A 23,559-nucleotide genomic window follows, 5' to 3' on the forward strand; every position below is an offset into this window, starting at 1 on the left:
AGTTGGTGCGTGATAGTGGGTGAGGGTGTGCCGCTGGTGGGTGGCATGATCCGGCTGTGGCGATCATGGTCAATAGGGCGGTCCTTGCGTATCGGCTGTTCACGGGGATCTCCAGGTGTCATCTGGCCTCGCTGGTGGAGGAGTTGGCTCAGTCGTGGCAGGCGGCGGTTGAAGGGCGTCGCCACTCAGCGCGAGGCGGGACGAGAAAGCGAGCCGCAGGAGCCGGTGCCCGGCGCCAGTCGGTCTTCGTCGACCGGCTGGTGGCCACACTCATCCACCTGCAGCGCCTGCTCGCTGTCCAGCGCATCCTGGCGCAACGCCGCTGCCGACAGACACGCCGTGCCGGTGTTCAGCGCGTCATCTGCCGGAGCTGAGCCAGCGGTGCAGGGCTTCGTGCACGCTGTCGGGCAATGCGCTGAGCGCTTCGATCGCCTCCCGGTCTCCTGGGAAGGGGGCGGTCCCAGCCACGGTCAGCGCCGCGTACAGGTCCAGGCGGCGCAGGTCGCGCGGATGGACGCGGCAGGTGATGGGGTCTGCTGGATGGGGCGGCGCCAGCAGGAAGTCATCCGCCGGGGCATGCTCCCACGCTCGATCGGCTGCTGCGGTGAAGGTATGCATGATCTTGCTCCGTTCTGTGCGTGCTTCCTTTTCACGGTCGCGCCGTCCCCGCGCCTGGAGTGGCCTGCGTGCTTCGCTCTCTACGGGGTGTGGCTTTCTGGCGCGGCGGGCAGATCGATTCGCCGGCTGACGGCAGCCCTCTTGGGCCCGCTGCAATGACTGGCACCAGGGACGGTCCGCTCACGCGTGGTCCCGCGTCGGTCGCTCTCTAGGCAGCAGGCGGCCGCCGGATCGGCACCGGATACGGACTTGTCCCGCTTAACCAGGTCATTGCGCATGCCGGGCCAACCTCATACAGGCGAACCTCGTTGCGGGTCACCATCACCCGCAGACCAGGCTGTAACCGCCGGGGCATTTTGTCCCCGAAGGGGAGCAGATGTGTCTTTCCTGCCTGTCGGTGGCCGGCACGCATCGCATCCGTGCTATGGCACCCGGTGGCGCGCTCGTCACAGCGGGACCATTGATGCGAGCCGGGCCGGGCTGCTGCTGTAAGGGTCTGCTTACGGCGGGCACCTCAAGTATTGGTGGCACACGCTCAACTCGATGGCGCAGGCAGCCGGTCACCAGGGGGGTGAAGCTGTCCATCCAGGTTTGCCGTAAAAATTGAACATGTGACCTAATAGTGGGCATGGGGCATGCGGCCTTCCCCCAGACCTGATGCAGCTCCAAGCCGACTGGCACCGCACCTACGAGGCCTTGGCCGCGCCCCACCCGGCCCGGACCACCGTGCTGCGCTGCAGGCTGCAGTGGCTGTCCGTCCGGCTGCTGTGGCATCGCTACTGGGGCGGACCGGGATGCAGGCCGGCTGCACGGGCCGAGTTGCGCCACCAGGTCCGTACCTGGCAGGAGCAGCAGTGAACCGGCGCCCGGACCTGCGGTCGGTCCCATGGCCGGGCTTGTGGCGCGGTCGTGTGCCGTCCCGGAGTAAGGACCACTGGTGCGATCAGAGCCTTGGCTCACGATGGATTCGGTCCTGCCCCGAGGACCGATCCACGATTTCTTGAGCATTGCTCCTCGGCGCCGGTTTGTTCACAACGCGTGCCAGGGGCGGACAGGTCGGCGTTGTGGCCGGCCGGGAGGTCGAAGCGGAGGTGGAGGATCCGGTGGCCGCTCATGGTGCCCACCTGGCGCCAGGCGTGCCAGGGGCGCGAAGGCACTACTGGTACTGCCGGCGGTATTCCTGGGGACTGGTTCCGTAGGCGGCGCGGAAGGTTCGGCTGAAGTGTGCGGGGTCGGTGAATCCCCAGCGGGCGGCGATGGCGCGGACCGGGCGGGAGCGCAGGAGGGGGTCGGTCAGGTCGCGGCGGCAGCGCTCCAGCCGTCGGAGGCGGATCCATCCGGCGACGGTGGCGCCGTCCTGGCCGAAGAGCCGGTGCAGGGAGCGCAGGGAGATGTTGTGGGCCGCCGCGATCGTGGCCGGGGACAGCTCAGGGTCGGCCAGGTTCTGCTGGATGAAGGCCCGCACCTTCAGCAGCAGGGCCCCCCGGTAGGTGTGGGGCGGTACCAGCGCGCCTGTGTCCAGGTGGTGCGCCAGGAAGGCAGTGAGAACGTCGACGGTGAGGGTGGCCAGTCGGGGGCCGTCCGCCGTGGTGTAGGAGGCGGCGCCCGCGCTGAGCTGCGTGAGGTAGGCGGTCAGCAGGGCGCCCACCCCTTCGCGCCCGCACAGGCGCATCCCGGTGAGCCGTTCGACTTTGTTCGCCGGAAGCGGCAGCAGTGCCCGGGGGAATTGCACCAACACCCCCTTCACCGCGTCAGGGCCCGCGCTTGCCCAGCCGTGCCAGGGGCGCGAGGTGTCGAAGAGCAGCACCTCACGGGAGCCGCTGGTGGTGTCCCGGCTTCCTTGGAGGATCCGATGGCCTCCGCGCAGGGTCAGCATCAGCTGTATGGATTCGGGATCGGAGCGCCGGATCATCCTCGCCGTCCGACGTGTCTCCAGCGACGGGTAGGCCAGCGCCGACACTTGAACGCCCCCCAGGTCCAGCATCCGCGCGCTCGCCCGGAAGTCCTCCTCATGGTCACTGCGGACCACGCTGGGTATCAGTGCGCTGGCTGTCATGTCGTACCAGGACGCGAACCTCTCGGCCGCCGGCAGATCCAGCGTCCGGAACTCCGTCACCAGCACCCTGTCATCCCCCTTCACGGGGACGAGCGGCCCAGACCGCCGAGCGGGGTCCCTTCCCGCTGTGGTCCGGCAGCGAGCGCGCAGGTACACCCCCGACGACGGCTACGGTGCGATCGCCCCATCCCCCGTACCCCGGCCGTTGGCTCGGACAACAGCCCGTCCACCGGCGCACCCCGTCAAATCGTCGAACGGATACTACGGTACGAAGCGTGGCGTGGACATGCCGTAACGCTTACTGGCCGGAAGGGACCCGTGGCCCCGTGGAACAGGCGGAATGACTCTGCCAGGGGCCCGTAGTCCCGCACGGGGCGGCGCTGCGGCATCAGCTGACCGACCGTGCGCTCGGCCCTCACCACGTCCGCTGGGGCCGGAAACCTGCCACGCGGCTGTTCGGCGGCCTCGAGGTTCATGCCCGGCCGTAGGGGCGTCGCGTCGGCCGCGCGCTGCTGGCGCCAGCGAGGTGGACAAGGCCGACGGGCCGTCGTCGAGTGCCGGCGTCACCGCTCTTGTCGCAGGCCGGGCGCCGGCCTTGATGCGCAGGCGGGGACGAAACGCGCGGGGTCGGGGATGAGGGCTTCGCTGGCGACGCGGCGGAAGCGCCGACGCCGCTGGGGGGTGGGGTGGTGAAGGCTGGCGGTGAAGCGGAGGAGGGTCTCGAAGGCCGGCACGGAGCTGTCCTCCAGCAGGCACGAAGTCCCCGGTGCCGGGGGCCGGGTGCCAGGTGGTCCGGCACACCTCGCGCACGGCGTAGTTGTTCACCGCGGTCGGCAAGACCAGGTCGCCGAAGCCCTCCTTGAGCCGGTCGCTTCGGTCCTGATGGATCTGGCGGACCTCGCTGTCGCGCGGCACGATGCTCCGCACGATTCCGGTCACGTCCAGCTCCTCGTCGGGGCCGCCGGGCGTGGTGAAGTGGCTGATGGTCTTCAGGGCCTCGGTAACACCGGACCAACTGTCGTTGGATGGGGCGCCGGGATGAGCGCCTTGCGGGTGGCGGTCAGGGCGAAACCCACGATCTTCCCGCCAGCCCAGGCAGGCACGTCAAGGAAGAGGACGTCGACCAGGTCCCGGAGCCCCCGCAGGGCCCGCTTCAGCCGGAACTCCATCCCCAATACCCGCATTCGAGCTCCAGCCTTAACCGCTCCGACAATCCGCTCCTACGGTTTCTCTAGCCGCGTCACCAGGCCGGCCGCGCCTTGACGGAAATTCGCCTCCGAATGTGGCGCCTTGCAGAGAACGCTTTGCAGAGAACGGAGCCCACACGCCATGACCACGACGCTTTCCGCCGATACCATCACCGCATTCCGTTCCGTCGGCCACCGCCTCGGTGGCCGACGCCGTGGAAATGAGCGGCTGCCGCGGCTACCTGTCCGGCAGCATCCGGCAGATGCTCCCCGGCGCGGGCCGGCTCGTCGGCCCGGCGACGACGGTGCTCGAGGTGCCGTCGCCCGATCCGGCCCCGCCGGCCCACGCGTTGCGGGCCATCGACGAGTCGGAGCCGGGCAGCATCGTCTGCATCGCCGCCGGCGGCGCCGACGTCGCCGTGTGGGGCGGGCTGATGTCGGCCGGGGCCGTAGCCAACCGGATCGCCGGCGCGGTGCTCGACGGCGGCGTCCGCGACGTCGAGGAGATCCGCCGCGACTACCCGGACTTCCCCATCTACGCCCGCGGCAGCGTGCCCGCGACCACGGTGGGCCGCTATCGCACGGTGTCCCTCAACGAGCCGGTGGAGATGGGCGGCGTGGCCGTACGCCCCGGCGATCTCATCGTCGCCGACGCCGACGGGGTGGTGTGCGTGCCCGCACAGAGCGTCGCCGCTGTGCTCGAGGCGGCGCTGGAGATCGAGCAGCGGGAGCGGGAGCAGACCGCGCTGATACTCGAGTCGGGTTCGCTGCGTGGCGGCCTCCAGAAGCACGGCCGGATATGAGCCGTGGACATCCTCGCGGTGGGTGAGCCGCTCCTCGAGTTCAACGCCCGGATCGACGGCGCCCGGCCGGTCCAGGGCGACGACGCCTTCACCGTCGGCTACGGCGGCGACACCTCCAACTTCGCCGTGGCCGCGGCCCGGTCGGGCGCCCGTACCGGCTACGTCACCCGGATCGGCGACGACGACTTCGGCGCGGCGTTCCTGCGGCTGTGGGAGCGGGAGGGGATCGGCACCGACCACGTCGTGCGGGAGGCCGGCGGGCAGACCGGCATCTACTTCATCTCCCGTACGCAGTCGGAGAGCAGGTTCACTTACTACCGCGCCCACTCCTGCGCCAGCCGGCTCGCCCCGCGGGACATCCCGGCCGACGCCGTCAGCCAGGCCCGCCTCGTCCACCTCACCGGCATCACCCAGGCGATCAGCCCGTCGGCCTGCGACGCGGGCTTCCACGCCATGGAGCTGGCCCGCCGGGCCGGGACGCTGGTCAGCTACGACCCGAACCTCCGGCCCGCCCTCTGGCCGGCCGAGCGCGCCCGCGCCGTGATCATGCGCGGCGTCGAACTGTGCGACATCGCGCTGCCGAACCTCGAGGAGGGCCGAGCCCTCACCGGGGAGGACGAGCCCCATGCGGTGCTCGACGCCTTCGTGCGGCGGGGCCCGACCACGGTGGTGCTGAAAATGGGCGCGCGGGGCGCACTGCTGGCCCACCAGGGCACGGTCACCCGCATCGACCCGCACCCGGTGCGGCAGGTCGATCCCACCGGGGCCGGCGACACCTTCGACGGCGCCTTCGCGGCCCGGCTGCTGGACGGCACACCGGCGCCCGAGGCCGCCCGCTACGCGGCGGTGGCGGCGGCGCTCACCACGACCGGCCCCGGCGCGGTCACCCCCATCCCTCACCGTCGCACCGTCGAGGCCGTGCTCGCCGGCGGCCACCCACCCGTCCGACCGTCCAGACCGATCGGGAGATGAGTCATGTTGCGCTCGAAACGCCACCTCGCGGTGGCGGCTTGCTCGGGCATCGCGCTGATACTCGCGGGGTGTTCCGGCGGATCCACCGTCGACGACGACGTCGCAGGCGACGGTGCGAAAGCGCCGACCAAGGTTTCCGCGGGATACGTCTCGGCCATCGACCAGATCGGCCTGCCGGCCGGGGTCGAGGCCGGCTATTTCGAGGACCAGAACCTCAACGTGAAGCTCGCCGACCCGTACCCGACCGGCGTGGACGCGCTCAACGCGCTGCAGGCCGGCCAGGTGGACTTCGTCCAGGTCGGCACCCCGGCCATCGCCGCCACCCAGAAGGGCATCGACCTGGCGCTGGTGGGCAACTACACCGGCTCCGCCAGCCGGCGCAGCATCGACGACACCGTGGCCGTGGTGGCGAGCGGCAACTCCGGCATCGACGGCAAGGACCTCAAGACGCTGCGGGGCAAGCGCATCGGCGTCTCCGAGGGCTCCATCAACCACCTGTACCTGCTCGGGCTGCTGGAGAAGGCCGGGCTGAAGACGAGCGACGTCAAGATCGTGAACACCGAGCCGCCGGACATGGCGGTGGCGCTCAAGACCGGCGGCATCGACGTCGCCATCGTCTGGGACCCGTTCCCGATCACCATCACGCAGCAGGTGGACGGCGCGAAGGAGGTGCTGCGCGGCGGTGAGTACATCCCGTTCGTCGGCTACATCGTCACCACCGCCAAGTACGCCGAAGAGCACCCCGACGTCGTCCAGCGCTTCCTCACCGCGCGGGCGACCACGGACCAGTGGATGCGCGAGAACCCGGACAAGGCCGCCGACGCCGCGACCCGGTGGCTGCCCGGCATCAAGAAGGCCGTGGCCCTCGAGGCGATGAAACACAACGTCAAGCAACTCGACCCGCGCTTCTCCGCCTGCAACTACCTCGCCCTCGACACCCTCGCCCGGCTGCTGGCCGCCCAGGGGGGCGTCAAGGCCGGCTTCGACGTCAACGAGCACTTCCGGCCCGGCCCGATCCTCAAGGTGATGGCCGACGACGCGAAGCTCTTCCGGGACCTCCCCGAGATGCCGGCGACCGCGAAGATCAAGGACGGCTACACCTTCGACCGTACGGCGGCCGAAAAGGCGTGCCCGTCGTGACGGCACCGACCGTGAGGCGGCTTTCGCGTCGGCGCGGTCCCCGCGCCACCGCCGCGGGCGCGCTGTGGTTCTTCGCCCCGCTGGTGGGGCTCGTGGCGGTGTGGGCCGTCGCAGTGTCGGCGTCGGGGGTGCCGATGCGGGTCTTCCCACAGGTCGGCGACGTACTCGGAGCGCTGCACGACCTGTGGTCGAGCGGGGACCTCTTCCGTCATCTGGGCGCCAGCCTACGGCGGATGGGGATCGGGATGGCACTGGCACTGGTCACCGCGCTGCCGTTCGGCATCGCGCTGGGCGCCAGCCGCGCACTGTCCGCGTTCTTCTCGCCGCTGCTGCGGTTCTCGGTGGCGCTCGCCGGCATCGCCTGAATCCCGATCGCGACGCTGTGGTTCGGCTACGGCGACCGGGCCGTGATCTTCATCGTGTGGAACGCGATGTTCTTCGCCCTGACCTACAACGCGATGCTCGGCGTCCGGCAGATCCCCCCGCAACTGCTGCGGGCCGCCCGCAGCATGGGCACGGGCCGGCTGCGCATGTTCTGGGAGGTCCTCCTTCCGGGCGCCCTGCCCAGCATCGTCACCGGCCTGCGCATCGGCCTGGGCTACGGCTGGCGCGGCCTGGTGGCAGCCGAGATCATCGCGAGCAACGCAGGCCTCGGCTACGCCCTGTTCCAGGCACAGAAGTACTTCCAGACCGACGTGATCATCGCCTCGATGGTGATCATCGGCGTGCTGTGGCTGCTGATGGACCGGCTGCTGCTGGCGCCGCTGGAGCGGCGCACGATCGAGCGCTGGGGGATGACGGGAGCGCATGGCTCATGACTTCGACCGCCTCCCCAACAAGGGAGAAGCGCACGGCGCACGGATCCTCCCGGCCCCGGCCGGGAGCCGGCCGGGGCCTGGCGTGGCGGGTGTGGCGCCGATGCCTGCGCAGCGGCACCTTCCGCACGCTGGGACCCTTCGTACCGGTCGTCGCCCTGTGGTGGCTGCTGGCCGCACTCGAGGTGTTCCCCCAGTCCTTCTTCGTCGGCCCGCCCACCGTGGTGGACAAGCTGGGCGAGCTGCTGGAGAAGGGCATCCTGCCCGGCTACCTCTCGGACTCGCTCACCCGGCTGTGCTACGGCGTCGGCTTCGGCCTGCTCATCGGACTCCCGCTGGGCTTCGCCGTGGCGATGATCCGCGTGGCACGCCGCATCTTCTGGCCGATCCTGCTGTTCTTCCAGGCCATCGCGGACATCGCATGGCTGCCGATCGTCATCGTCTGGTTCGGCTTCAGCCTCACCACGGTGACGTTCGTCATCGTCTACACGATCGTCTTCCCGCTGATGCTCCGCGTCGTCGCCGGGGTCGAGCAGGTGCCGCGCGCCGCGCGAACTCCTCCGGGCAGCGCGCAGCCTGGGCGCCGGCCGCTGGCGGGTGTTCCTGGAGGTGATCGTGCCCGGGGCGCTGCCGTCGGTGGCCGGCGGCATCCGCACCGGGCTCGGCTACGGCTGGCGGGCGCTGGTGGCCGCCGAGATCATCGTCGGCACGAGCGGCGTCGGCTTCATGATGTTCGACGCCCGCCGGGTCGGCGACATCAGCCAGGTGTTCCTGGGCATGGTGGTCCTCGGCACGCTCTGGTACGCGCTCGACGCCCTGATTCTGGCCCCGTTCGAACGGGCGACCGTCGAACGCTGGGGGATGGTGCGCACCATGGAGGCGGACGGATGACCGCGCTGGAGATCAACCGACTGCACAAGGCCTACACCGACACCTACAGCGGTGAGGAGGTCACGGCCATCGACGAGGTCTCCTTCACGGTGAAGGAGGGCGAGTTCGTCTCCGTCCTGGGCCCCAGCGGCTGCGGCAAGACCACCGTGCTCAACATCGTCGCCGGCTTCGTACGGCAGTCCGGCGGCACGGTCGTCGTCGACGGCCGCCCCGTCAACGGGCCGGGACCGGACCGCGGGGTGGTGTTCCAGAGCCACGCGCTGTTCCCGTGGAAGACGGTGCTGGGCAACGTGGCCTTCGGGCTGCGCATGCGCGGCGTTCCACGCGCCGAACGCAACGCCAAGGCACAGGAGTTCCTCGAACTCGTCGGTCTCGACGGCTTCGCGCACCGGTACCCGCACGAGCTGTCCGGCGGCATGCAGCAGCGGCTCGGCGTGGCCCGGGTGCTGGCCAACGAGCCGGCCGTGATGCTCATGGACGAGCCGTTCGCCAGCATCGACGCGCAGACCCGCCGCAAGCTGCAGGAGGACCTGACGGGCATCTTCGAAACCCGCCGCCCGACGGTCTTCTTCGTCACCCACGACGTCGACGAGGCGGTGTTCCTCTCCGACCGGATCGTCGTGCTGTCCCGGCGGCCCAGCCGGGTACGGGAGATCGTGGACGTGACGCTGCCCAGGCCGCGCCGCTGGCAGGAGACGGCGCAGCTCCCGGAGTTCCGCCGCACCGCGAACCGGGTCAACGACCTGCTGGCAGAGCACGAGGACGCGGGGGGTGAGCCCGGTGCCGCCTAGGACGCCGCTGCTGCGCCGGGCCGCGAAGAGCCCGACGCTCCGCAAGATAGCCGTGGTGATCACCATCGTGCTCGCCTACCAGATCTGGCTGAGCGTCCAGGCCGAGGGCAAGGTCGGCCCCGGCGTCGGCGCGACCCGCGACGCCCGCGGACGCTTCCCGGTCGACGTGGAGCTCGGCTTCGCACCGGAGCGCTACCACATCCTGCGGCTGCAGATGCACGGCCGCATCGCGGGCACCGACGGCCATGTCGTGCACCTGCGGGGCGTCGCGCCGGCGGGGGTGGACGCACTGGCCCGCGAGTACTGGATCGAGCACATCGAGGCGCCCAAGCAAAGGTTCTGACCCGAACGACGCACAGCCACCCGCCCGTTCACGCCGTACCTCCCTCAAGGCCGGCTCCTCCGCGGCAGCCGCCGCAGCCTCGGGGAGGGACCCCTTGCCGCGGCCGCGCCAGCCCGACGAGATCCGCGAGGGCCCCAACACGCCCAAGCTGCGCCAGTGGATGCCCTGCGACCCGCTGGCGGCAGCCCGGCATCACGGGGGGGCGCTGGTCACCAATATCTCGGAGGCCCCGGGAAGGCCGCCGAACTCAAGGCTGACCACGAGCGGCTTGAGGACCGGGGCATGCACGCCACCACCTATCTGGACAGCGTGCCGGACGCCTGGTTGGTCGCCCGGCTGCTCAGCCCAGATGGTCTGGTCGTCGACCACCGGCCGGGCCGATCCGGCCGCCGTCAGCCGGCGCCGCCGCAGGCGCGGGCACCATCACGGGCGGGGGCAGGGGCAGGCACACGGGCACGGGCGCGGCCACGGGCCCGGCCGCCCGTGTCGGCAAGGGCGGTGAGCATGCCGACAGCCCTGGACCCCGCGGCTATTCGGAATGCGGATCGGCCCCCATCCGAAACCAGGACCGGGATTGTCCGCCGCCAGACCCCGGCGGTAGAGGGGAGGCATGCTCCGTACCGATCTGCGCCTCGAATGGCTCGTATCGTTCCTCGCCGTCGTCGACACCGGAAGCTTCAGCGCCGCGGCGGAGGTCATCCACCGCTCCCAGCCCCGCGTGAGCATGCACGTGGCCGCCTTGGAACGGGAGGCGGGTGTCCCGCTGTTCGACCGGGACCGCCGGCCCGTGTCGCTTACTGATGCGGGTGTGGTGCTTGCCGAGCACGCCCGTGCGATCCTGCGGCAGTTGGCCGGCGCGGAGGCCGCCATGGCCGGCTATCGCGGCGCGGCCCGCGGGGTGGTGACGCTCGGCAGCTATCCCAGCGCCAGTGTGGCGTTCGTGCCGCAGTTGCTGGAGCGGATGGCAAGGACCCGTCCCGCGATCAAGGTGATTCTGGTGGAGCGCTCCACGCTGGAGCTCGACGGGGCGCTGGCCGCGGGCGAGGTGGACATCTGCCTGCGGCCCATGGCGCCGCCGGCCGGCCCGTCGGTGGAGTGCCGGCCGCTGTGGCGGGAGGGGCTGATCGTCGTGCACCGCCCGGACCACCCGCTGGCCGACCTGCCGGAGCCGCTGCCGGTGGCCGAGGTCGCCGCGTACCCGGTCATCACCATCGGCCGGCTCGGCTCGTCGGAGGCGATGGGCTTTGAGACCTACCGCGCCTTCCGCGAGCGCGGCCTGGAACCGAACGCCGTCCAGGCCACGAACCAGCCGCAGACCCTCATCTCCCTGGTCCGTAGCGGCCTCGGCATCGGTGTGATCAATTTTCTGGCGGTCGCCACCGCCGACACGGACGGGGTGGTGGCCCGCCGCCTCGACGTCCCCTGCGGCCGCCGCGTCGCGGTGCACTGGAGCACGACCAGCCCACTGACACCGCCGGCTCGCACGCTCCTCCACGAGATCGAGGTGTCGGATATCCCGGTGGGAACCACGAGGCTGCCCGCAGCGGAGAGGCAGCCGCAACGGCCGGGTGACGTTCCGACAGCACCGGCACCGGCACCGGCGCCTGAACCGTTCGGCGTACCAGGAGACATTCGAGGTGCGAATACGGCTGTCCGGAAGGCACTCCTTTAGGGCCGCGACGTCGCCGCAATCACCGCCCACGGGAAGTGCCCGCGTTTCCCGCAATGCCCCGGGTCTCGAACGACCTGCTGCCATCCGAATTCCGAATACCGCCATACGAACCATGCGCTTAACGCCCGCCCTTGCTCGCCCTACCGTGTGACGCACCAACAACTACGAATCGGCTGGGGTGGGCGGATTGCGGACTGAACGAATATCACGACGGGCGATACTCGGGCGCGGTGCAGCCGTCGGAGGCGCGCTGACCCTCGGGCCGCTTCTGGGCGGCGAGGCGGTGGCGGCGGCGAACGGCGACACAGCCGCCCGCGCGGCCGGGAAGGGTGCGAAGACCGGCTATGAGGCGATCGGCGTACGCCCGCTGATCAACGGACGCGGCACGTTCACCGTCCTCAGCGGCTCGCTGATGCTGCCCGAGGTACGCGACGCGATCGACAAGGCGGCACGGCAGTACGTCCAGCTGGACGAACTCGCAGACGCCATCGGCAAACGGCTCGGGGAGCTGACCATGTCCGAGTTCGGGATGGTCAGTTCCGGATGCTCCGCAGCGCTGGGGCACGCGAGCGCCGCCTGCGTGGCGGGCGGCAACGCCGACCTCCACGTACTGCTACCGGACCTGACCGGCTTTCAGAAGACCGAGGCGATCATCCCGAAGCACTCCCGGAACGTGTACGAGGCGGCCATCAGCGCCACGGGGCTCAAGGTCGTCGAGGTGGAGACCCGCGAGGAGCTCAAGGCGGCCCTCGGCCCGCAGACCGCACTCGTCTACACCATGGCCATGCCCCGCGTCGACCAGAGTGAGCTCGACACCAAGACGGTCGCCGAGATCGCCCACGCCGCGGACGTGCCGGTGCTGGTCGACGCCGCTGCGGAGATCCTCACCATCCCGAACGTCCATCTGGAGCGGGGCGCCGACCTCGTGGCGTACAGCGGCGGCAAGTGCTTGCGCGGGCCGCAGTCGGCCGGGATGCTACTGGGCCGCGAGGACCTGGTGCGGGCCGCCTGGGTGCACAGCGCGCCACACCACGGCTGGGCCCGCGGGTTCAAGGTGGGCAAGGAGGAGGCGATGGGGATGCTCGCCGCCGTGGAGATGTGGGTGCAGCGCGACCACGACGCCGAGTACGCGACGTGGACCTCGTGGCTGAAGAACATCGCCCGCCGGGTCTCGGTGGTGGATGGCGTGAGCACGAAGATCCTGCAGCCGGAGGGGCTCTCCAACCGGACCCCGACGCTGACCATCCTGTGGAACGCCGAGAAACTCGGAGTCAAGGGCCGGACCATCGTGGACACCCTGTGGAACGGCGAGCCGCGCATCGCCATCAACGCCGCAAGCAGCAGCGACCCGGCGCAGTCCGGCGTGTCCATCACCCCGTACATGCTGGAGCCCGGCGACGCCAAGACCATCGCCGACGAGGTCGTCAAGCTGCTCAAGAACCCGCCGCCGGCGCCCGAGCCGCCCAAGCCGCCCACCGTCGACGCGAGCGGCACCTGGGCGCTGGAGATCACGTACGCGGCCGGCAAATCCACCACGCACCAACTGAAGCTGAGTCAGGACGGCGCGAAGCTCACCGGCACCCACAGCGGCGATTTCGTCAGCCGGCCGGCGACCGGCACCGTCAGCGGCGCAGAGGTGACCGTCCGCAGCTTCTACGGCGAGGAGCACGGCGATTCACTCGACTTCACCTTCACCGGCACGCTCGACGGCGACCGCATCAGCGGCGAGCTCAGCATGGCCGAGTACCTCGGGGCGTCCTGGACCGCCACCCGGAAGTCCTGACGGCATTCCTGCATGTCATGCACTGAACAATGCCTCACGCCCGCACCAGCACTGGAGGAGCCGTGTCCTCGAACCGACGGGACTTCATCCGCAAGGCCCCAGCCGTGGCCGCCATCGCCGCGGTCCCGGCCGTGGCGGGCGCCGGCACCGCGGCGGCCGACGACAACCGGCGCAGCCGCCGGCCCCACAAGGAGGTCCACTACCCGGGCGGCGGCAAACCGCCGGAGAACCCGCTGTTCAGCCCGATCGTCACGTACGCAGGCATGGTCTTCATCTCCGGCATCGGGGCGCACTTCGAGGGCGACATCCGCGCCCACACCGACCATGTCCTCAGCGAGGTGCAGCGCTACCTGGAGTCCGTCGGCTCCTCCATGGACAAGGTGCTGAAGGTCAACGTCTACCTCAACTCGCTGGACGACTACGACGGCATGAACGAGGTCTTCCGCGGCCGCTTCGGTCGCGAGCCCGGCGTGCGCACCACCACCACCACCACCACCACCACCACCACCACCACCACCACCATCGCCGCCGCCGCCGCGGGCATCCCCGGCAACTCGCTCGTCGAGATCGACTGCATCGCCGTCATCTGAGAGCCGCCGTCATCTGAGATTGGAGTCCGGATGCACGCCAGAGACCGAATCCGCCGGGGGATCCTGCCGGCGACCCTCACCCTGGCCCTGGGCGCCACCATCGGCGCCTTCGCCCCGGGCAGCGCACCCGCCGCCTCCGGCACGGACGCCGCCGAGGCATACGACCTGGTGGTCCAGCGCGGCCATGTCATCGACCCGAAGAACCACCTCGACGCCGTACGCGACGTCGCCGTCAAGAACGGGAAGATCGCCAAGATTGCGGACCGGATCGACGCCTCGGCCGCGAAGAAGACCGTCGACGCGTCCGGGAAGTACGTCACCCCAGGCCTCATCGACCTGCACGCCCACCTCTTCCCCGGCCCGGAAGACGCCTACAAGAACGGCTGGTCCGGCGTGGCACCCGACGGCTTCACCTTCCGCTCCGGCGTCACCACCGCGGTGGACGCCGGCTCATCGGGCGCGCGCAGCTTCGACCTGTTCAAGAAGAACGTCATCGACCGCTCCCAGACCCGCGTGCTCGCCTTCCTCAACATCGTCGGCGAGGGCATGGCGGGCGGCAAGTACGAGCAGAACCTCAACGACATGGACCCGGGGCCGGCCGCGGCGAAGGCCAAGGAGTACCCGGACGCGATCGTCGGCATCAAGACCGCGCACTACGAGGGCCCGGAGTGGACGGCCGTAGAGAACTCCGTCAAGGCGGGCGACGAGGCCGGCATTCCGGTGATGGTCGACTTCGGCGCCAACCGCCCGGAGCGCCCGCTGAAGACGCTGCTCACCGAGAAGCTCCGCCCCGGCGACATCTACTCCCACGCCTACTCCGGGCTGCGCGGCGAGCTGGGCCAGGACGGCAAGCTCAACCCGGGCATGCAGAAGGGCCGTGACCGTGGCGTGCTGTTCGACGTGGGCCACGGCGGCGGCAGCTTCGCGTGGGACGTCGCCGTCCCGGGGATGAAGGAGGGCTTCACCCCCGACACGATCTCCACCGACCTGCACATCACCAGCATGAACGCCGGCATGAAGGACCAGTCCAACATCATGTCGAAGTTCCTGACGCTGGGCATGTCGCTGAAGGACGTCGTCAACGCCTCGACCTGGGCGCCCGCTCAGGCGATCGACCGGCCCGACCTGGGCAACCTCTCGGTGGGCGCGCCGGCCGACCTCGCGGTGTTCACCCTTGAGAAGGGCAAGTTCGGGTTCGTGGACAGCTTCGGCTACCGCCTCGACGGCAACCGGAAGCTGTCCACCGAACTGACGGTCCGCGCCGGGAAGGTGGTGTGGGACCTGAACGGCAAGGCCGCCCAGAAGTGGACACCGGACGCGAGCCGGATGGCGGGAAGGACGGACGATCACTGAGGTAGGGACGTGCACTGACGTCCTGATGCGAACGGACGACGGGGCGGGGAGCCGGGCGCAACGCTCGGCACCCCGCCCCTCGCGCGCACGCGGCCGCCGAAAACCGTGTTGGGCCCGGCCTGCAAGGCTCGGTGGAGATGCCTGCTCCGCTGAGGACGGCGACGAGGGGCCTGGTCATGTGCCGAGCGTAGGACGCTTGCCTGCTCGGCGCGAGCAAATACCTGGCACGCCTGTCTGGTAACACCGTGACGAGACTCCTTGCGGCGGAATCACGACTAATTGGGCCCGCCAACGGGCCCTGAGTCACGAGCCATCGCGCAGTTCGTGCAGACGCTCGCGGGTGAAGTGGATGTCGTCGAAGGTGACTACACAGCCGTCACCGGTCGGCGATTGTGCCTCGAAGCCGATGGAGGCGGGCGTGGATGTGTCGTCGAGGGTGAAGAAGCGGATCATCCGCCAGGTCTTGCCGTCGAGGGATGCGTGGTAGGCGAAGGCGTGATCGATTCGGGAGACGCGCAGCCACACCGTCCGGCCGTCGACAGCGAAGGCGTTGGCGTCATCCGCGACGCCGCGGGCGACCACGGATACGATCATGGGCTCGCGGTCGGGAGAGAATTCGAAGCAGAGCTTGCCCCAGTTGCGGTCATCGATCCACAAGAGCAGTACGCCGGCGTCGAAGGTGGACTCGAAGTTGACGGTGACGCGTGCGCTGAACTGGAAGTCACCCTCCGGGGGGACGCCGAGCAAGGTCGCGGCGTTGAGCATGGACTCGGCGTTGAGCTGAGAGTCCGCTCCCGGGTCGATGAAGATGTCGCTGTGAGCGGCCGCTGCGGCTGTCAGCGTGGCGGTCGCCTCGTCGGTGGTCCACGCCTCGCCGGACGACGGCGAGAGGGTGAAGGGCAGGCCGGGCACGTTACGGGTGATGGTCATATCGTTTCCTCCTGCGGGCTGACCATTGGCAAGCCACAACGCCGGAACGCGGGTGTCTGGTTCAAGGTGTGCGGGCCCTGTGTGCTTTGGGGATGAGGTCGTGGAGGGTGCGGCGGACGACGTCCTCGGTGAACTCCTGTGGCAGGAAGTACCGTTGCAGGCCGATGCCTTCCTGCACGGCGTCGATGACGTGACCGCTGACGCCGTGGATGTGGCGGGAGATGGCGTCCTTGGCACGTCGCATCCACTGCCGCATCAGTTCGGCGTAGCGTTCGTCGCGGATCGCCAGAACATACAGCTCGGCCAGCAGTACCATGTCGCGCCTGCGGTCGCGGGAGTCCGCGACGATCATCTGGACGAGGCGCTCAAGAGGGTCCTCGCCAGGTTCGAGATCTCCCATGGACTCGTCGAGCGGTGAGAAGAGATCGTTCGCGAAGCGCTCGAACGCGATGAAGATCAGATCGTCCCGGTTCGGGAAATGGTAGGTCATCGACCCGAGAGGCACGTCGGCTGCCGCGGCGATGGTGCGGTACGTCGCGCCGCTCAGCCCCCGCTCCTCGATGGTGTCCAGTGTCACGGCCAGGATGCGGTCTCGTCGTTGCGGCTCGGTTCGCCGCGATACGGCACTCATCGGCTCAGGACTCCTCGCGATTGGCACCCTGCAGCGACTTACCAGACCTTAAGAACGTTCGTACGACAAGGGCGGGCGGCGGCCACATCACGGGGCGAAGTGGTCCGCGGCGGCTGTCGCAGCGGTCTGGACCCGGACTTCCACCGCCGGGACCTGGCGGACGCGATCGAGGCAGGCGCGTTCCCCCAGTTGGAACTGAGCATCCAGACCTTCCCCGACACCCCCGACCAGACGTTCCAGGGCATCGACCTTCTCGATCCCACCAAGATCGTCCCGGAGGAACTGGCGCCGGTACTACCGATCGGCCTGCTTACCCTCAACGCCAACCCGGTGAACTCCACTCCCCAGTCCTGCTCTTCTAAGTCACCCCAGTGTGCTCGCTGTACCAGGTCATCGGCATGGCGCGAGGTTACTTCCGCCAATGCTCTGCTCCCGGAGCATCCCGGCGCCGGAAGGCGTACTCCCGTGCCGGAGTAGCTTGTTCACGCACGTCCTTCCCGCCGACGCCGGGAGGTCTCCGTTCTGGTGGTGGGGACGGAGGGGCAGGACAGGGCACCGCCTCCGATGCCTACGGTTCCTGGCACACCGGCCGATCCTGCAAGGGCCGGCCAAGGGCTTGCGGTGCTTAACTCGTCCCACTCAGCCTGTGCTGGCGTGCTTGAATACCTGCTCGCGATGACAGTGGATGTACTCGCGGTCGGGGGCGGGGTAGCCGGGGCAGGGGCGGACACTGATTTGAGCCCGGGTGGAGGCGTGAGTCGCGTTCCGGTAAGCACCGCTCGGACTTCGCGAGGAGCGCGCGCATCGTCTCGGCGGAACGAATCCAGCGGACTTTGAGGTGTGTGTTCAGCAGGGCCCCTATTCTGCGGTCATGTCGGAGGAGACGGCCGTGCAACGGGCCATCGCAGCCTTGTTCACGTCACCGCGCACGTTGTCCGAGGCGGCGGCTGCGCTACCGAAGACCTCGGGGCTGTATGCCTGGTGGGCGCCGCCGAACGTTCTGCCGTCGTTCGCCGGGCCCGAGAACTCCGCGGATCCCGGGCGCCGGCTGCTCTATCTCGGCAAGGCCACCCATCTGCGGAGCCGTATCAGCTCGAACCACCTGAGGCGCTCCGGTAGTTCGACGCTGCGCCGGACGCTGGCGGGGCTACTCATGCCCACCGAGGACTACCGGACGGTGTGGACCGACCGGGTGGTCCTCGTGCCGGAGGACGAGCAGCGTCTCACCGAGTGGATGCACGAGCACCTCGCGCTTACCTGGGTCGAGCACCCCCATCCGCTCTCGGTGGAGGGAGAGCTGATCTCCCTGTTGGGTCCGCCGCTCAACGTCGATGGTGCGGGGTGGGGTGCCGCTCTCGATGCGGTCAAGGAGGCGCGGGCGCGGTTTTACGGGAGTGCTTCCGGTGGGGCGTAGCCGGTCGGCGAGCACATTACGCCCTAGGGTGACGCCAGGAGGTGGCGGATGCGGGTGGGGTTGCACGCGCTCGGCATCGGTGACGGTGCCCGTCCGGAAGTCATCCGGGCGGTGGCCACAGCCGCGGAGATACACGGCTTCGCCAGGCTGTGGTGCGGCGAGCACGTGGTGCTCGTGGACGCGCCCGTCTCCCCGTACCCCTACTCCACCGACGGCCGGATCCCCGTGCCCGCAGACGCGGACTGGCTGGATCCGCTGCTCGCCCTGAGCTTCGCAGCAGCGGTCACCAGCCGGATCGAGCTCGCCACCGGCGTGCTCCTACTGCCTGAGCACAACCCGCTCGTGGTCGCCAAACAGGCCGCCACACTCGACGTGCTCTCAGCCGGACGGTTCACCCTCGGTGTCGGTGTCGGCTGGTCGGCCGAGGAGTTCGCAGCGCTCGGAGTCCCCTTCACCAGGCGCGGGCGGCGCAGCGATGAGTACCTCGCCGCGATGCGCACCCTCTGGACCGAGGATCCAGCCTCCTTCGCGGGGGAGTTCACCCGCTTCGACGCGATCCGGGTCAACCCGAAGCCGCTGCGCGGCGGCCGACTCCCGGTCGTGGTCGGCGGCAACAGCGACGCCGCCCTGCGCCGCGCGGTCACGCTCGCCGACGGCTGGTACGGCTTCAACATCCCGGCAGCCGACGTCAGCTCGCGCGTCGCCACCCTCGCCGACGAGTGCGCCCGCCACGGTCGCGCCTTCGACGAACTCGCGGTTGCCGTCGCGTCCAGCGACGGCACACCTGAGCACCTGCCCGCCCTTGCTGCAGCGGGCGTCACAGAACTCGTGGTCGTCGGCGCACCCCCGCCCGCTCCCGACGCGGCGGCCACTTGGGTCGCGGAACTCGCCCGGACGTGGATTCATCGGAAGGAGTGACCGAGGTCCGTCGGGGCACCAGCCCACATGCTTTCACGCCCACAAGGCGTCCCCATGACCAAGATGACTGACCGGATCTCTTCAGCGCTAGCCCCGTTCTTCAGGTCGGGGTTAGCTCATCCTTGGCGCGGGGCCGCGCAGCGGCGGAGTTCTCTGCGTTGTCAGTGGTGTGCACTAGGTTGATCGCACCAGTTGAAGGGGGGTGCACTCATGTTGTCCGGTCGACGCTACCTGCTCGATCTCTCGCCTGAACAAGGGGAGATGTGTGAGGAGTTCGGCGATATCTGCCGGTCGGTGTGGAACACGGCCCTGGAGCAGCGTCGGGAATATCGGCGGCGCGGGGCGTGGATGAACTACGTACCGCGTACACGTCGCAGCGCTGCTCCGCCTGCGGCTTCGTCACCGAAGGAAACCGCGAGAGCCAAGCGGTCTTCCGGTGCAAAGCCCGAGGCTGCGGACACCGCGACCATGCCGACGTGAACGCCGCGAAGAACATCAAGGCCGCAGGACATGCGGTCTCAGCCTGTGGAGACCCTGGCACCAGCCGGTCCGTGAAGCAGGAACCTGTAATCCGGGCGACCGGCCGAACCCCCTCATAGGGGAATCCCCGAGCTTCAGCCCGGGGAGGAAGTCAAAACCCCATCCGATAGGAAACCTGGCCGATTCGGCTCAATGCGTGCCGATCGCTTGCGGGTAGTGGAAGAAGCCGGTTGGGTCATACTTCCGCTTCACGTGGACCAGGCGGGGGTAGTTCGTGCCGTAGTAGGCCTGCCGCCAGTTCTTCAGTGTCGGGTCGGGAAAGTTTTGGTACGCCTGTTCGGGTGACTTGTCCGGGAAGATGTCGTCGTAGAACTGCTTGATCCAGTGGAGATTGGCTTCGGCGACGCCGGGGAGGTCGGAGTCTGCCCACGAGGTCTCGGCGGCGAAGACGAAGAGGTCGTTTCGGTGTACGAACGCGGTCGCGTTCGGTGGTACCTGGTTGATCTCACCGCCGAGGGCGAACATTGCGAACCCGGCTCCGTCCTCGTTGCCGCTGCCAGGCCAGTCCAGCAGGCGCTTGGCTGCCGCGCTGACCTGTTGATCGGTCAGGAGTGTGCGGGAGTTCAGGATCGCCGATTTGGTGGCGAAGCGTTCGACTGGTGTGGTGGCGCTCAGCAGTACGCTCGCCTGACCGGGGGTGACCTGACGGACGGACGTGCTGTTGCGGGTGCGTTCCTCAGCCGTGCCGATCTCGAGTAGCGGGGCGAGGATGGCACGCAGTTCCTGGACAGTGCCGTAGTACTGGCCGATGGCGTTGACGTTGGCGTTCGCATGGATCTGTGTCCTGGTCATCCCGTTGGTCCCGATGCCCAGACGCAGATGGAAGCGCTTGTCGTTCACGGTGTCCTGGGCGATGTGCTGCGCGGCGGCGATCACTGGCAGTACGGAGTCCAGGCTCCAGCGGAGCTGGTAGAACCCCACGGTGCCCTCGAACTGCTCGTACCGGAAGGTGAACGAGGTGTTGACACCGAAGTTGTTGCCAGCTCCGCCGCGGCAGGCCCAGAACAGGTCGGGGTGCGAGTCCTTGCTGGCCTTGACCGCGCGTCCGTCGGCGAGCACGACGGTCGTGGCAACGAGCCGGTCGCAGGTCAGGCCGAACATCTTGTCGCTGAAGCCGATACCGCCGCCCAGCACCAGCCCCGCGACCCCGACGCTGGGGCAACGGCCGGTCGGCACGAACATGCCGTGGTCCTCCAACAGCGGATGCAGGTCGCCATTGGTGACCCCGGCCCCTACGGTGACGGTACCGGCGTCGTGTACGACCTTCATCGGCCCGTAGACCCGACGGCGGGCACCGCCCGGCATCGGGGTGGAGACGATGCTCCTCATACGGGCCATATTCAGCAGCAGGCCCGTGGTGGTCGAATACCCGGCGTAGTTGTGTCCCAGCCCGGAGCGCGGTACGGCGTGCAGCCCTGCCGCGCGAGCCCAGCGGATCGCTGCACACACGTCCCCGGTAGTCGCGCAGGCAACGATGCCGGCAGGCCGAATTCCGGCGTACCTGTGGTTGAACGGCAAGGCCAGCGACGGGTATACAGAGCCACCCGGCCGGTAGAGGGTGGCCCCAGGGGACAGAGCATCAGCCAACCGCTCCCAGTCCCGACGGCCAACTTGCCCTGCGGCTTCAGCTACCGCAGCCGCACTCTCCGATACCTGAAGCCCCAGCGCCCCACCAACGGTGCCCAACACGCCTGCCCGCAGCACGTCCCGCCTGTCGATCACAGTGACCTACCTTCATGCAGCGGTCGCAGGCTCACCTGCGATCCCATCGACCAGTTCGTTGATCGTCGACCGGTGCCATCCCGCCGGCTTCCCACCCGCCAAGCCCACCACACGAAAGGACGAGAGACGCACCGCCAAACAGCTCAGACACACGCCCAGAGGGCCGCCGTCCGGCCATCAGGGCCGACAAGACCGACGCCCCGCCCGCGCGCGGCCCGCTCCTGGTGGGACGAACCGCGCCTGGCCGTCTACGTCGTGCCGACCCGGGCCCTGGCCGCCCGGGTTGAACGGTACCTGGCCGAGAGCCTGGAGCTCGTCGGCCTGAGGGTCTCCGCTCTCTTCGGAGGGACCGAGTACGTCCGCTACGAAACCCAACTGCTGGACTACACCGACGTCCTGGTGGTCACCAGCGAAAAGCTGGATCTGCTGCTCCGCCACATGCCCGACCTGAGCACCCGCCTTGCCCTGGTCCTGGTCGACGAAGGCCATCAACTCTCGGCTCCGCCTCGGGGCGTTCCTGAGGCGCTGGAACATGGGGGATACGCCTTCATGCATCACCGCACCACCGTGGCAGGCTTCGCCGGGGCCCTCGCCCTGTCCGCGCTCACGATTCCGGCGGCCGCCCAGGCGGATGACTTCTCGGGCGACATCAAGATCACGAAGGTGGTCGTCAACGGAGGGAAGGACATCGTCCTGGGGACCACGGACGTAAAGACGTTCACCATCGCGGTGACCGCCACGGACGACTCGGGCATCGAGGTCGGAAACTCCTTCCCGGTCATGTGGCACACGCCCCTCCCGAACGGCGACTACTACGGTCTCGTGATGCCCGACAACATCGCGGGCAAGTGCGTGCGCCAGAGCTTCACCACGACCACCTGCACCTACACGCTGAAAATGAATCCGCGCATCCACCCCCAGGACAACACCACGGCCGGGACCTGGACCGTGAGAGCCCACGCCCTGGCCAACGACGGTGACTACATAACCAAGGATTCCGCCGCCAAGGCGAAGGTCCTGCGCAACTCCAAGCTGACGGTCAACGCCTCGCCGGAACCGGTGAAGAAGAACAAGACGATCACCGTCACGGGCGCCCTGACCCGCGCCAACTGGGAGACCTACAAGTACGGGGGTTACGCCAAGCAGCCGGTTAAGCTCCAGTTCAAGAAGAAGGGCACCAGCACCTACAAGACCCTCAAGACCGTCACGACGGACAGCAAGGGCAACCTGAGGACGACGACGAAGGCCACGGCGGACGGCTACTTCCGTTACTCCTTCGCAGGCACGTCCACCACCCCGGCGGTCGCCTCCGCGGCAGACTACGTCGACGTGAAGTAACCCTCGGGAGGGTCATCTACTCTCCAGCAAGCGCGGAAGGCCCAGGCTTCTGGGCATTCTTGAGCCCTGGCTGTTTCCCGGCCGGCGGGCCGGTCAGCCGCTGCATCCCTTCGCGCTCTCCAAGTTGATCGACGATCTCGGTGTCCCCCAAGCCTGCCAGCCGCACCGCAGTAACCGAACGCAGGCCTGGGACATCCGCCTCCGTCGCCACCCCTGTCTGCCACCGCGCACCGCGTCCTCACATCCCGCTTTGCACCCGAGTTCGGTGGAGCCCGGAACCAGCATGCCTCCGGCGACCACTCACGGTCATTAAGAGACCCGCCGCGCTGTATGACCGCCCCGTCCTCAACTATGAAGGAGCGGGGCGAAGTCGGCTGACTGCCACGAACCGGTGACTCCTCCTCCAGAGGCGCGCATTCTCTTTGCTCGCCCGCTACGGTCGGCGCTCCGACGATCACCCAGAGGAACGTCATGACCAACCTGTACACTGCACCGGCCCGGCCCGCACCGAAGTGGGCGCGGAAACGGTACGTGGGGCCCGCGCTCGGCCTCGCCTTCATCCTTGGCGCCGGTATCGGCAGCAGCGGCAGCCAACGCAAAGACGACGCGAAGCCCGCGGCAGCCAGCCCCCAGCCCACCGTGACGGTCACCGCGACGGCGGCCGCCACTCCCACGCCTGAGCCGGCGCCCACTGTGACGGAGACTGTCACTGCCAAGCCCGCCAGCGGTAGCAGCGGAGGAAGCGGCAGCGGCAGCAGTAGCGGTGAGGGCGGTAGCGTCTATTACCGGAACTGCGCCGCCGCGCGTGCCACCGGTGCTGCGCCCGTCCACCGTGGTGAGCCCGGCTACGGCCCGCACCTCGACCGCGACGGCGTCGGCTACGAGTGAAAGGCCCCACCACGACGGGGGATGCGTGGCGGGGCCTACAAGCAGTGTGGCACGGGGCGGGCTGGGGGCAGCTAGTGGCTCGTCACGCAGCCTTGGCCGGGTAATCGGTCCATGATCGGATCGGTGAGTCGGGCGCGAAGTTCGTCTTCGGTTCCGCGCGGGTG

The 23,559-nt window shown here is 69.0% G+C and carries 24 protein-coding genes and 4 pseudogenes; 22 read left to right on the top strand and 6 right to left on the bottom strand.

Features of this window, described 5'->3' with window-relative positions; translation table 11 throughout:
* Window positions 1-65: 65 nt before the first annotated feature.
* A pseudogene (locus ACIQFZ_RS37240) lies at window positions 66-353 on the top strand (IS5/IS1182 family transposase); the annotation flags it as partial.
* 4 nt (window positions 354-357) lie between these two features.
* Here ACIQFZ_RS37240 and ACIQFZ_RS37245 read toward each other — a convergent pair.
* Window positions 358-618, bottom strand: a complete 261-nt coding sequence (locus ACIQFZ_RS37245) for a hypothetical protein (protein WP_402693321.1) — start codon at window positions 616-618, stop codon at window positions 358-360.
* Between the two features lie 657 nt (window positions 619-1,275).
* On the opposite strand from ACIQFZ_RS37245, the gene ACIQFZ_RS37250 reads away from it, so the two are divergent.
* A complete protein-coding gene (locus tag ACIQFZ_RS37250) occupies window positions 1,276-1,476 on the top strand; it encodes a hypothetical protein (RefSeq protein ID WP_365429462.1) in 201 nt (66 codons plus the stop codon).
* 298 nt (window positions 1,477-1,774) lie between these two features.
* Here ACIQFZ_RS37250 and ACIQFZ_RS37255 read toward each other — a convergent pair whose 3' ends face one another.
* A complete protein-coding gene (locus tag ACIQFZ_RS37255) occupies window positions 1,775-2,758 on the bottom strand; it encodes a helix-turn-helix domain-containing protein (protein ID WP_376654419.1) in 984 nt (327 codons plus the stop codon).
* 1,324 nt (window positions 2,759-4,082) lie between these two features.
* On the opposite strand from ACIQFZ_RS37255, the gene ACIQFZ_RS37260 reads away from it, so the two are divergent.
* Genes ACIQFZ_RS37260 through ACIQFZ_RS37280 form a run of 5 tightly spaced genes read left to right on the top strand, consistent with a single transcriptional unit; the run spans window position 4,083 to window position 7,594 of the window.
* Window positions 4,083-4,664 carry an RraA family protein gene (locus tag ACIQFZ_RS37260; RefSeq protein ID WP_402693322.1) on the top strand — a complete coding sequence of 194 codons (582 nt, stop codon included), beginning with the start codon at window positions 4,083-4,085 and terminating at the stop codon, window positions 4,662-4,664.
* Between the two features lie 3 nt (window positions 4,665-4,667).
* Window positions 4,668-5,636 carry a sugar kinase gene (locus tag ACIQFZ_RS37265; protein WP_383060344.1) on the top strand — a complete coding sequence of 323 codons (969 nt, stop codon included), beginning with the start codon at window positions 4,668-4,670 and terminating at the stop codon, window positions 5,634-5,636.
* A gap of 3 nt (window positions 5,637-5,639) precedes the next feature.
* Window positions 5,640-6,776, top strand: coding sequence for an ABC transporter substrate-binding protein (locus tag ACIQFZ_RS37270; RefSeq protein WP_402693323.1), 1,137 nt, complete (start codon window positions 5,640-5,642; stop codon window positions 6,774-6,776).
* Window positions 6,773-7,141 (top strand): hypothetical protein, encoded by a 369-nt coding sequence (locus tag ACIQFZ_RS37275; RefSeq protein WP_383060341.1) that lies wholly within the window; start codon window positions 6,773-6,775, stop codon window positions 7,139-7,141. The genes ACIQFZ_RS37270 and ACIQFZ_RS37275 overlap by 4 nt, the downstream gene beginning before the upstream one ends.
* A 42-nt stretch (window positions 7,142-7,183) precedes the next feature.
* Window positions 7,184-7,594: an ABC transporter permease gene (locus ACIQFZ_RS37280; RefSeq protein ID WP_402693324.1), complete on the top strand. Its 411-nt coding sequence runs from the start codon at window positions 7,184-7,186 to the stop codon at window positions 7,592-7,594.
* Between the two features lie 295 nt (window positions 7,595-7,889).
* On the opposite strand, the gene ACIQFZ_RS37285 is transcribed toward ACIQFZ_RS37280, so the two are convergent.
* Entirely contained in the window at window positions 7,890-8,072 is a 183-nt protein-coding gene (locus tag ACIQFZ_RS37285) for a hypothetical protein (RefSeq protein ID WP_402693325.1), read from the bottom strand.
* 116 nt (window positions 8,073-8,188) lie between these two features.
* Here ACIQFZ_RS37285 and ACIQFZ_RS37290 point away from each other — a divergent pair, with 116 nt between their 5' ends.
* The 7 genes from ACIQFZ_RS37290 to ACIQFZ_RS37320 all read left to right on the top strand — a co-directional run bounded on the left by ACIQFZ_RS37290 (window position 8,189) and on the right by ACIQFZ_RS37320 (window position 15,014).
* Window positions 8,189-8,482: an ABC transporter permease gene (locus tag ACIQFZ_RS37290; RefSeq protein ID WP_402693326.1), complete on the top strand. Its 294-nt coding sequence runs from the start codon at window positions 8,189-8,191 to the stop codon at window positions 8,480-8,482.
* A complete protein-coding gene (locus tag ACIQFZ_RS37295; RefSeq protein ID WP_383060337.1) occupies window positions 8,479-9,273 on the top strand; it encodes an ABC transporter ATP-binding protein in 795 nt (264 codons plus the stop codon). The genes ACIQFZ_RS37290 and ACIQFZ_RS37295 overlap by 4 nt, the downstream gene beginning before the upstream one ends.
* Window positions 9,263-9,616 carry a hypothetical protein gene (locus ACIQFZ_RS37300; RefSeq protein ID WP_365428937.1) on the top strand — a complete coding sequence of 118 codons (354 nt, stop codon included), beginning with the start codon at window positions 9,263-9,265 and terminating at the stop codon, window positions 9,614-9,616. The genes ACIQFZ_RS37295 and ACIQFZ_RS37300 overlap by 11 nt, the downstream gene beginning before the upstream one ends.
* A gap of 610 nt (window positions 9,617-10,226) precedes the next feature.
* Window positions 10,227-11,288, top strand: coding sequence for a LysR family transcriptional regulator (locus ACIQFZ_RS37305; protein ID WP_365428940.1), 1,062 nt, complete (start codon window positions 10,227-10,229; stop codon window positions 11,286-11,288).
* Window positions 11,289-11,475: 187 nt separating this feature from the next.
* Window positions 11,476-13,071, top strand: coding sequence for an aminotransferase class V-fold PLP-dependent enzyme (locus ACIQFZ_RS37310; RefSeq protein WP_402693327.1), 1,596 nt, complete (start codon window positions 11,476-11,478; stop codon window positions 13,069-13,071).
* A gap of 62 nt (window positions 13,072-13,133) precedes the next feature.
* Window positions 13,134-13,661: a RidA family protein gene (locus ACIQFZ_RS37315; protein WP_402693328.1), complete on the top strand. Its 528-nt coding sequence runs from the start codon at window positions 13,134-13,136 to the stop codon at window positions 13,659-13,661.
* Window positions 13,662-13,691: 30 nt separating this feature from the next.
* Window positions 13,692-15,014 carry an amidohydrolase/deacetylase family metallohydrolase gene (locus ACIQFZ_RS37320; protein ID WP_402693329.1) on the top strand — a complete coding sequence of 441 codons (1,323 nt, stop codon included), beginning with the start codon at window positions 13,692-13,694 and terminating at the stop codon, window positions 15,012-15,014.
* A gap of 303 nt (window positions 15,015-15,317) precedes the next feature.
* On the opposite strand, the gene ACIQFZ_RS37325 is transcribed toward ACIQFZ_RS37320, so the two are convergent.
* Window positions 15,318-15,944: a DUF1349 domain-containing protein gene (locus tag ACIQFZ_RS37325; protein WP_365428952.1), complete on the bottom strand. Its 627-nt coding sequence runs from the start codon at window positions 15,942-15,944 to the stop codon at window positions 15,318-15,320.
* A 61-nt stretch (window positions 15,945-16,005) separates the two neighbouring features.
* Complete coding sequence (locus tag ACIQFZ_RS37330) at window positions 16,006-16,575, bottom strand: TetR family transcriptional regulator (protein WP_365776214.1); 570 nt, start codon at window positions 16,573-16,575, stop codon at window positions 16,006-16,008.
* A 120-nt stretch (window positions 16,576-16,695) separates the two neighbouring features.
* Between ACIQFZ_RS37330 and ACIQFZ_RS37335 the strand changes: the two are divergent.
* The 5 genes and pseudogenes from ACIQFZ_RS37335 to ACIQFZ_RS37355 form a co-directional block, all read left to right on the top strand.
* Window positions 16,696-16,911: pseudogene (locus tag ACIQFZ_RS37335) on the top strand (catalase); the annotation flags it as partial.
* 535 nt (window positions 16,912-17,446) lie between these two features.
* Entirely contained in the window at window positions 17,447-17,989 is a 543-nt protein-coding gene (locus tag ACIQFZ_RS37340) for a GIY-YIG nuclease family protein (protein ID WP_365428958.1), read from the top strand.
* A gap of 48 nt (window positions 17,990-18,037) precedes the next feature.
* Window positions 18,038-18,907: an LLM class F420-dependent oxidoreductase gene (locus ACIQFZ_RS37345; protein ID WP_365428961.1), complete on the top strand. Its 870-nt coding sequence runs from the start codon at window positions 18,038-18,040 to the stop codon at window positions 18,905-18,907.
* A gap of 210 nt (window positions 18,908-19,117) precedes the next feature.
* Window positions 19,118-19,237: pseudogene (locus ACIQFZ_RS37350) on the top strand (helix-turn-helix domain-containing protein); the annotation flags it as partial.
* A 14-nt stretch (window positions 19,238-19,251) separates the two neighbouring features.
* Window positions 19,252-19,506, top strand: coding sequence for a zinc ribbon domain-containing protein (locus ACIQFZ_RS37355; protein ID WP_402693332.1), 255 nt, complete (start codon window positions 19,252-19,254; stop codon window positions 19,504-19,506).
* A gap of 70 nt (window positions 19,507-19,576) precedes the next feature.
* On the opposite strand, the gene ACIQFZ_RS37360 is transcribed toward ACIQFZ_RS37355, so the two are convergent.
* Complete coding sequence (locus ACIQFZ_RS37360; protein ID WP_383064188.1) at window positions 19,577-21,169, bottom strand: FAD-dependent oxidoreductase; 1,593 nt, start codon at window positions 21,167-21,169, stop codon at window positions 19,577-19,579.
* Window positions 21,170-21,424: 255 nt separating this feature from the next.
* Here ACIQFZ_RS37360 and ACIQFZ_RS37365 point away from each other — a divergent pair.
* From ACIQFZ_RS37365 to ACIQFZ_RS37375, 3 genes and pseudogenes are all read left to right on the top strand, one after another.
* Window positions 21,425-21,610: pseudogene (locus ACIQFZ_RS37365) on the top strand (hypothetical protein); the annotation flags it as partial.
* 108 nt (window positions 21,611-21,718) lie between these two features.
* Window positions 21,719-22,507 carry a calcium-binding protein gene (locus ACIQFZ_RS37370; RefSeq protein WP_383064183.1) on the top strand — a complete coding sequence of 263 codons (789 nt, stop codon included), beginning with the start codon at window positions 21,719-21,721 and terminating at the stop codon, window positions 22,505-22,507.
* A 471-nt stretch (window positions 22,508-22,978) separates the two neighbouring features.
* Window positions 22,979-23,395 (top strand): excalibur calcium-binding domain-containing protein, encoded by a 417-nt coding sequence (locus tag ACIQFZ_RS37375; protein WP_365434273.1) that lies wholly within the window; start codon window positions 22,979-22,981, stop codon window positions 23,393-23,395.
* Window positions 23,396-23,559 lie beyond the last annotated feature (164 nt).

Source organism: Streptomyces sp. NPDC093064 (genome assembly GCF_044754605.1).
Lineage (GTDB): Bacteria > Actinomycetota > Actinomycetes > Streptomycetales > Streptomycetaceae > Streptomyces.

Bases quoted from the DNA above. Each gene is read 5' to 3' on its own strand.
- ACIQFZ_RS37260 (WP_402693322.1), top strand. From the start codon at position 4,083: ATGAGCGGCTGCCGCGGCTACCTGTCCGGCAGCATCCGGCAGATGCTC.
- ACIQFZ_RS37370 (WP_383064183.1), top strand. From the start codon at position 21,719: ATGCATCACCGCACCACCGTGGCAGGCTTCGCCGGGGCCCTCGCCCTG.
- ACIQFZ_RS37375 (WP_365434273.1), top strand. From the start codon at position 22,979: ATGACCAACCTGTACACTGCACCGGCCCGGCCCGCACCGAAGTGGGCG.
- ACIQFZ_RS37320 (WP_402693329.1), top strand. From the start codon at position 13,692: ATGCACGCCAGAGACCGAATCCGCCGGGGGATCCTGCCGGCGACCCTC.
- ACIQFZ_RS37330 (WP_365776214.1), bottom strand. From the start codon at position 16,575: ATGAGTGCCGTATCGCGGCGAACCGAGCCGCAACGACGAGACCGCATC.
- ACIQFZ_RS37325 (WP_365428952.1), bottom strand. From the start codon at position 15,944: ATGACCATCACCCGTAACGTGCCCGGCCTGCCCTTCACCCTCTCGCCG.
- ACIQFZ_RS37245 (WP_402693321.1), bottom strand. From the start codon at position 618: ATGCATACCTTCACCGCAGCAGCCGATCGAGCGTGGGAGCATGCCCCG.
- ACIQFZ_RS37295 (WP_383060337.1), top strand. From the start codon at position 8,479: ATGACCGCGCTGGAGATCAACCGACTGCACAAGGCCTACACCGACACC.
- ACIQFZ_RS37345 (WP_365428961.1), top strand. From the start codon at position 18,038: ATGCGGGTGGGGTTGCACGCGCTCGGCATCGGTGACGGTGCCCGTCCG.
- ACIQFZ_RS37305 (WP_365428940.1), top strand. From the start codon at position 10,227: ATGCTCCGTACCGATCTGCGCCTCGAATGGCTCGTATCGTTCCTCGCC.
- ACIQFZ_RS37285 (WP_402693325.1), bottom strand. From the start codon at position 8,072: ATGACGAACGTCACCGTGGTGAGGCTGAAGCCGAACCAGACGATGACG.
- ACIQFZ_RS37250 (WP_365429462.1), top strand. From the start codon at position 1,276: ATGCAGCTCCAAGCCGACTGGCACCGCACCTACGAGGCCTTGGCCGCG.
- ACIQFZ_RS37270 (WP_402693323.1), top strand. From the start codon at position 5,640: ATGTTGCGCTCGAAACGCCACCTCGCGGTGGCGGCTTGCTCGGGCATC.
- ACIQFZ_RS37340 (WP_365428958.1), top strand. From the start codon at position 17,447: ATGTCGGAGGAGACGGCCGTGCAACGGGCCATCGCAGCCTTGTTCACG.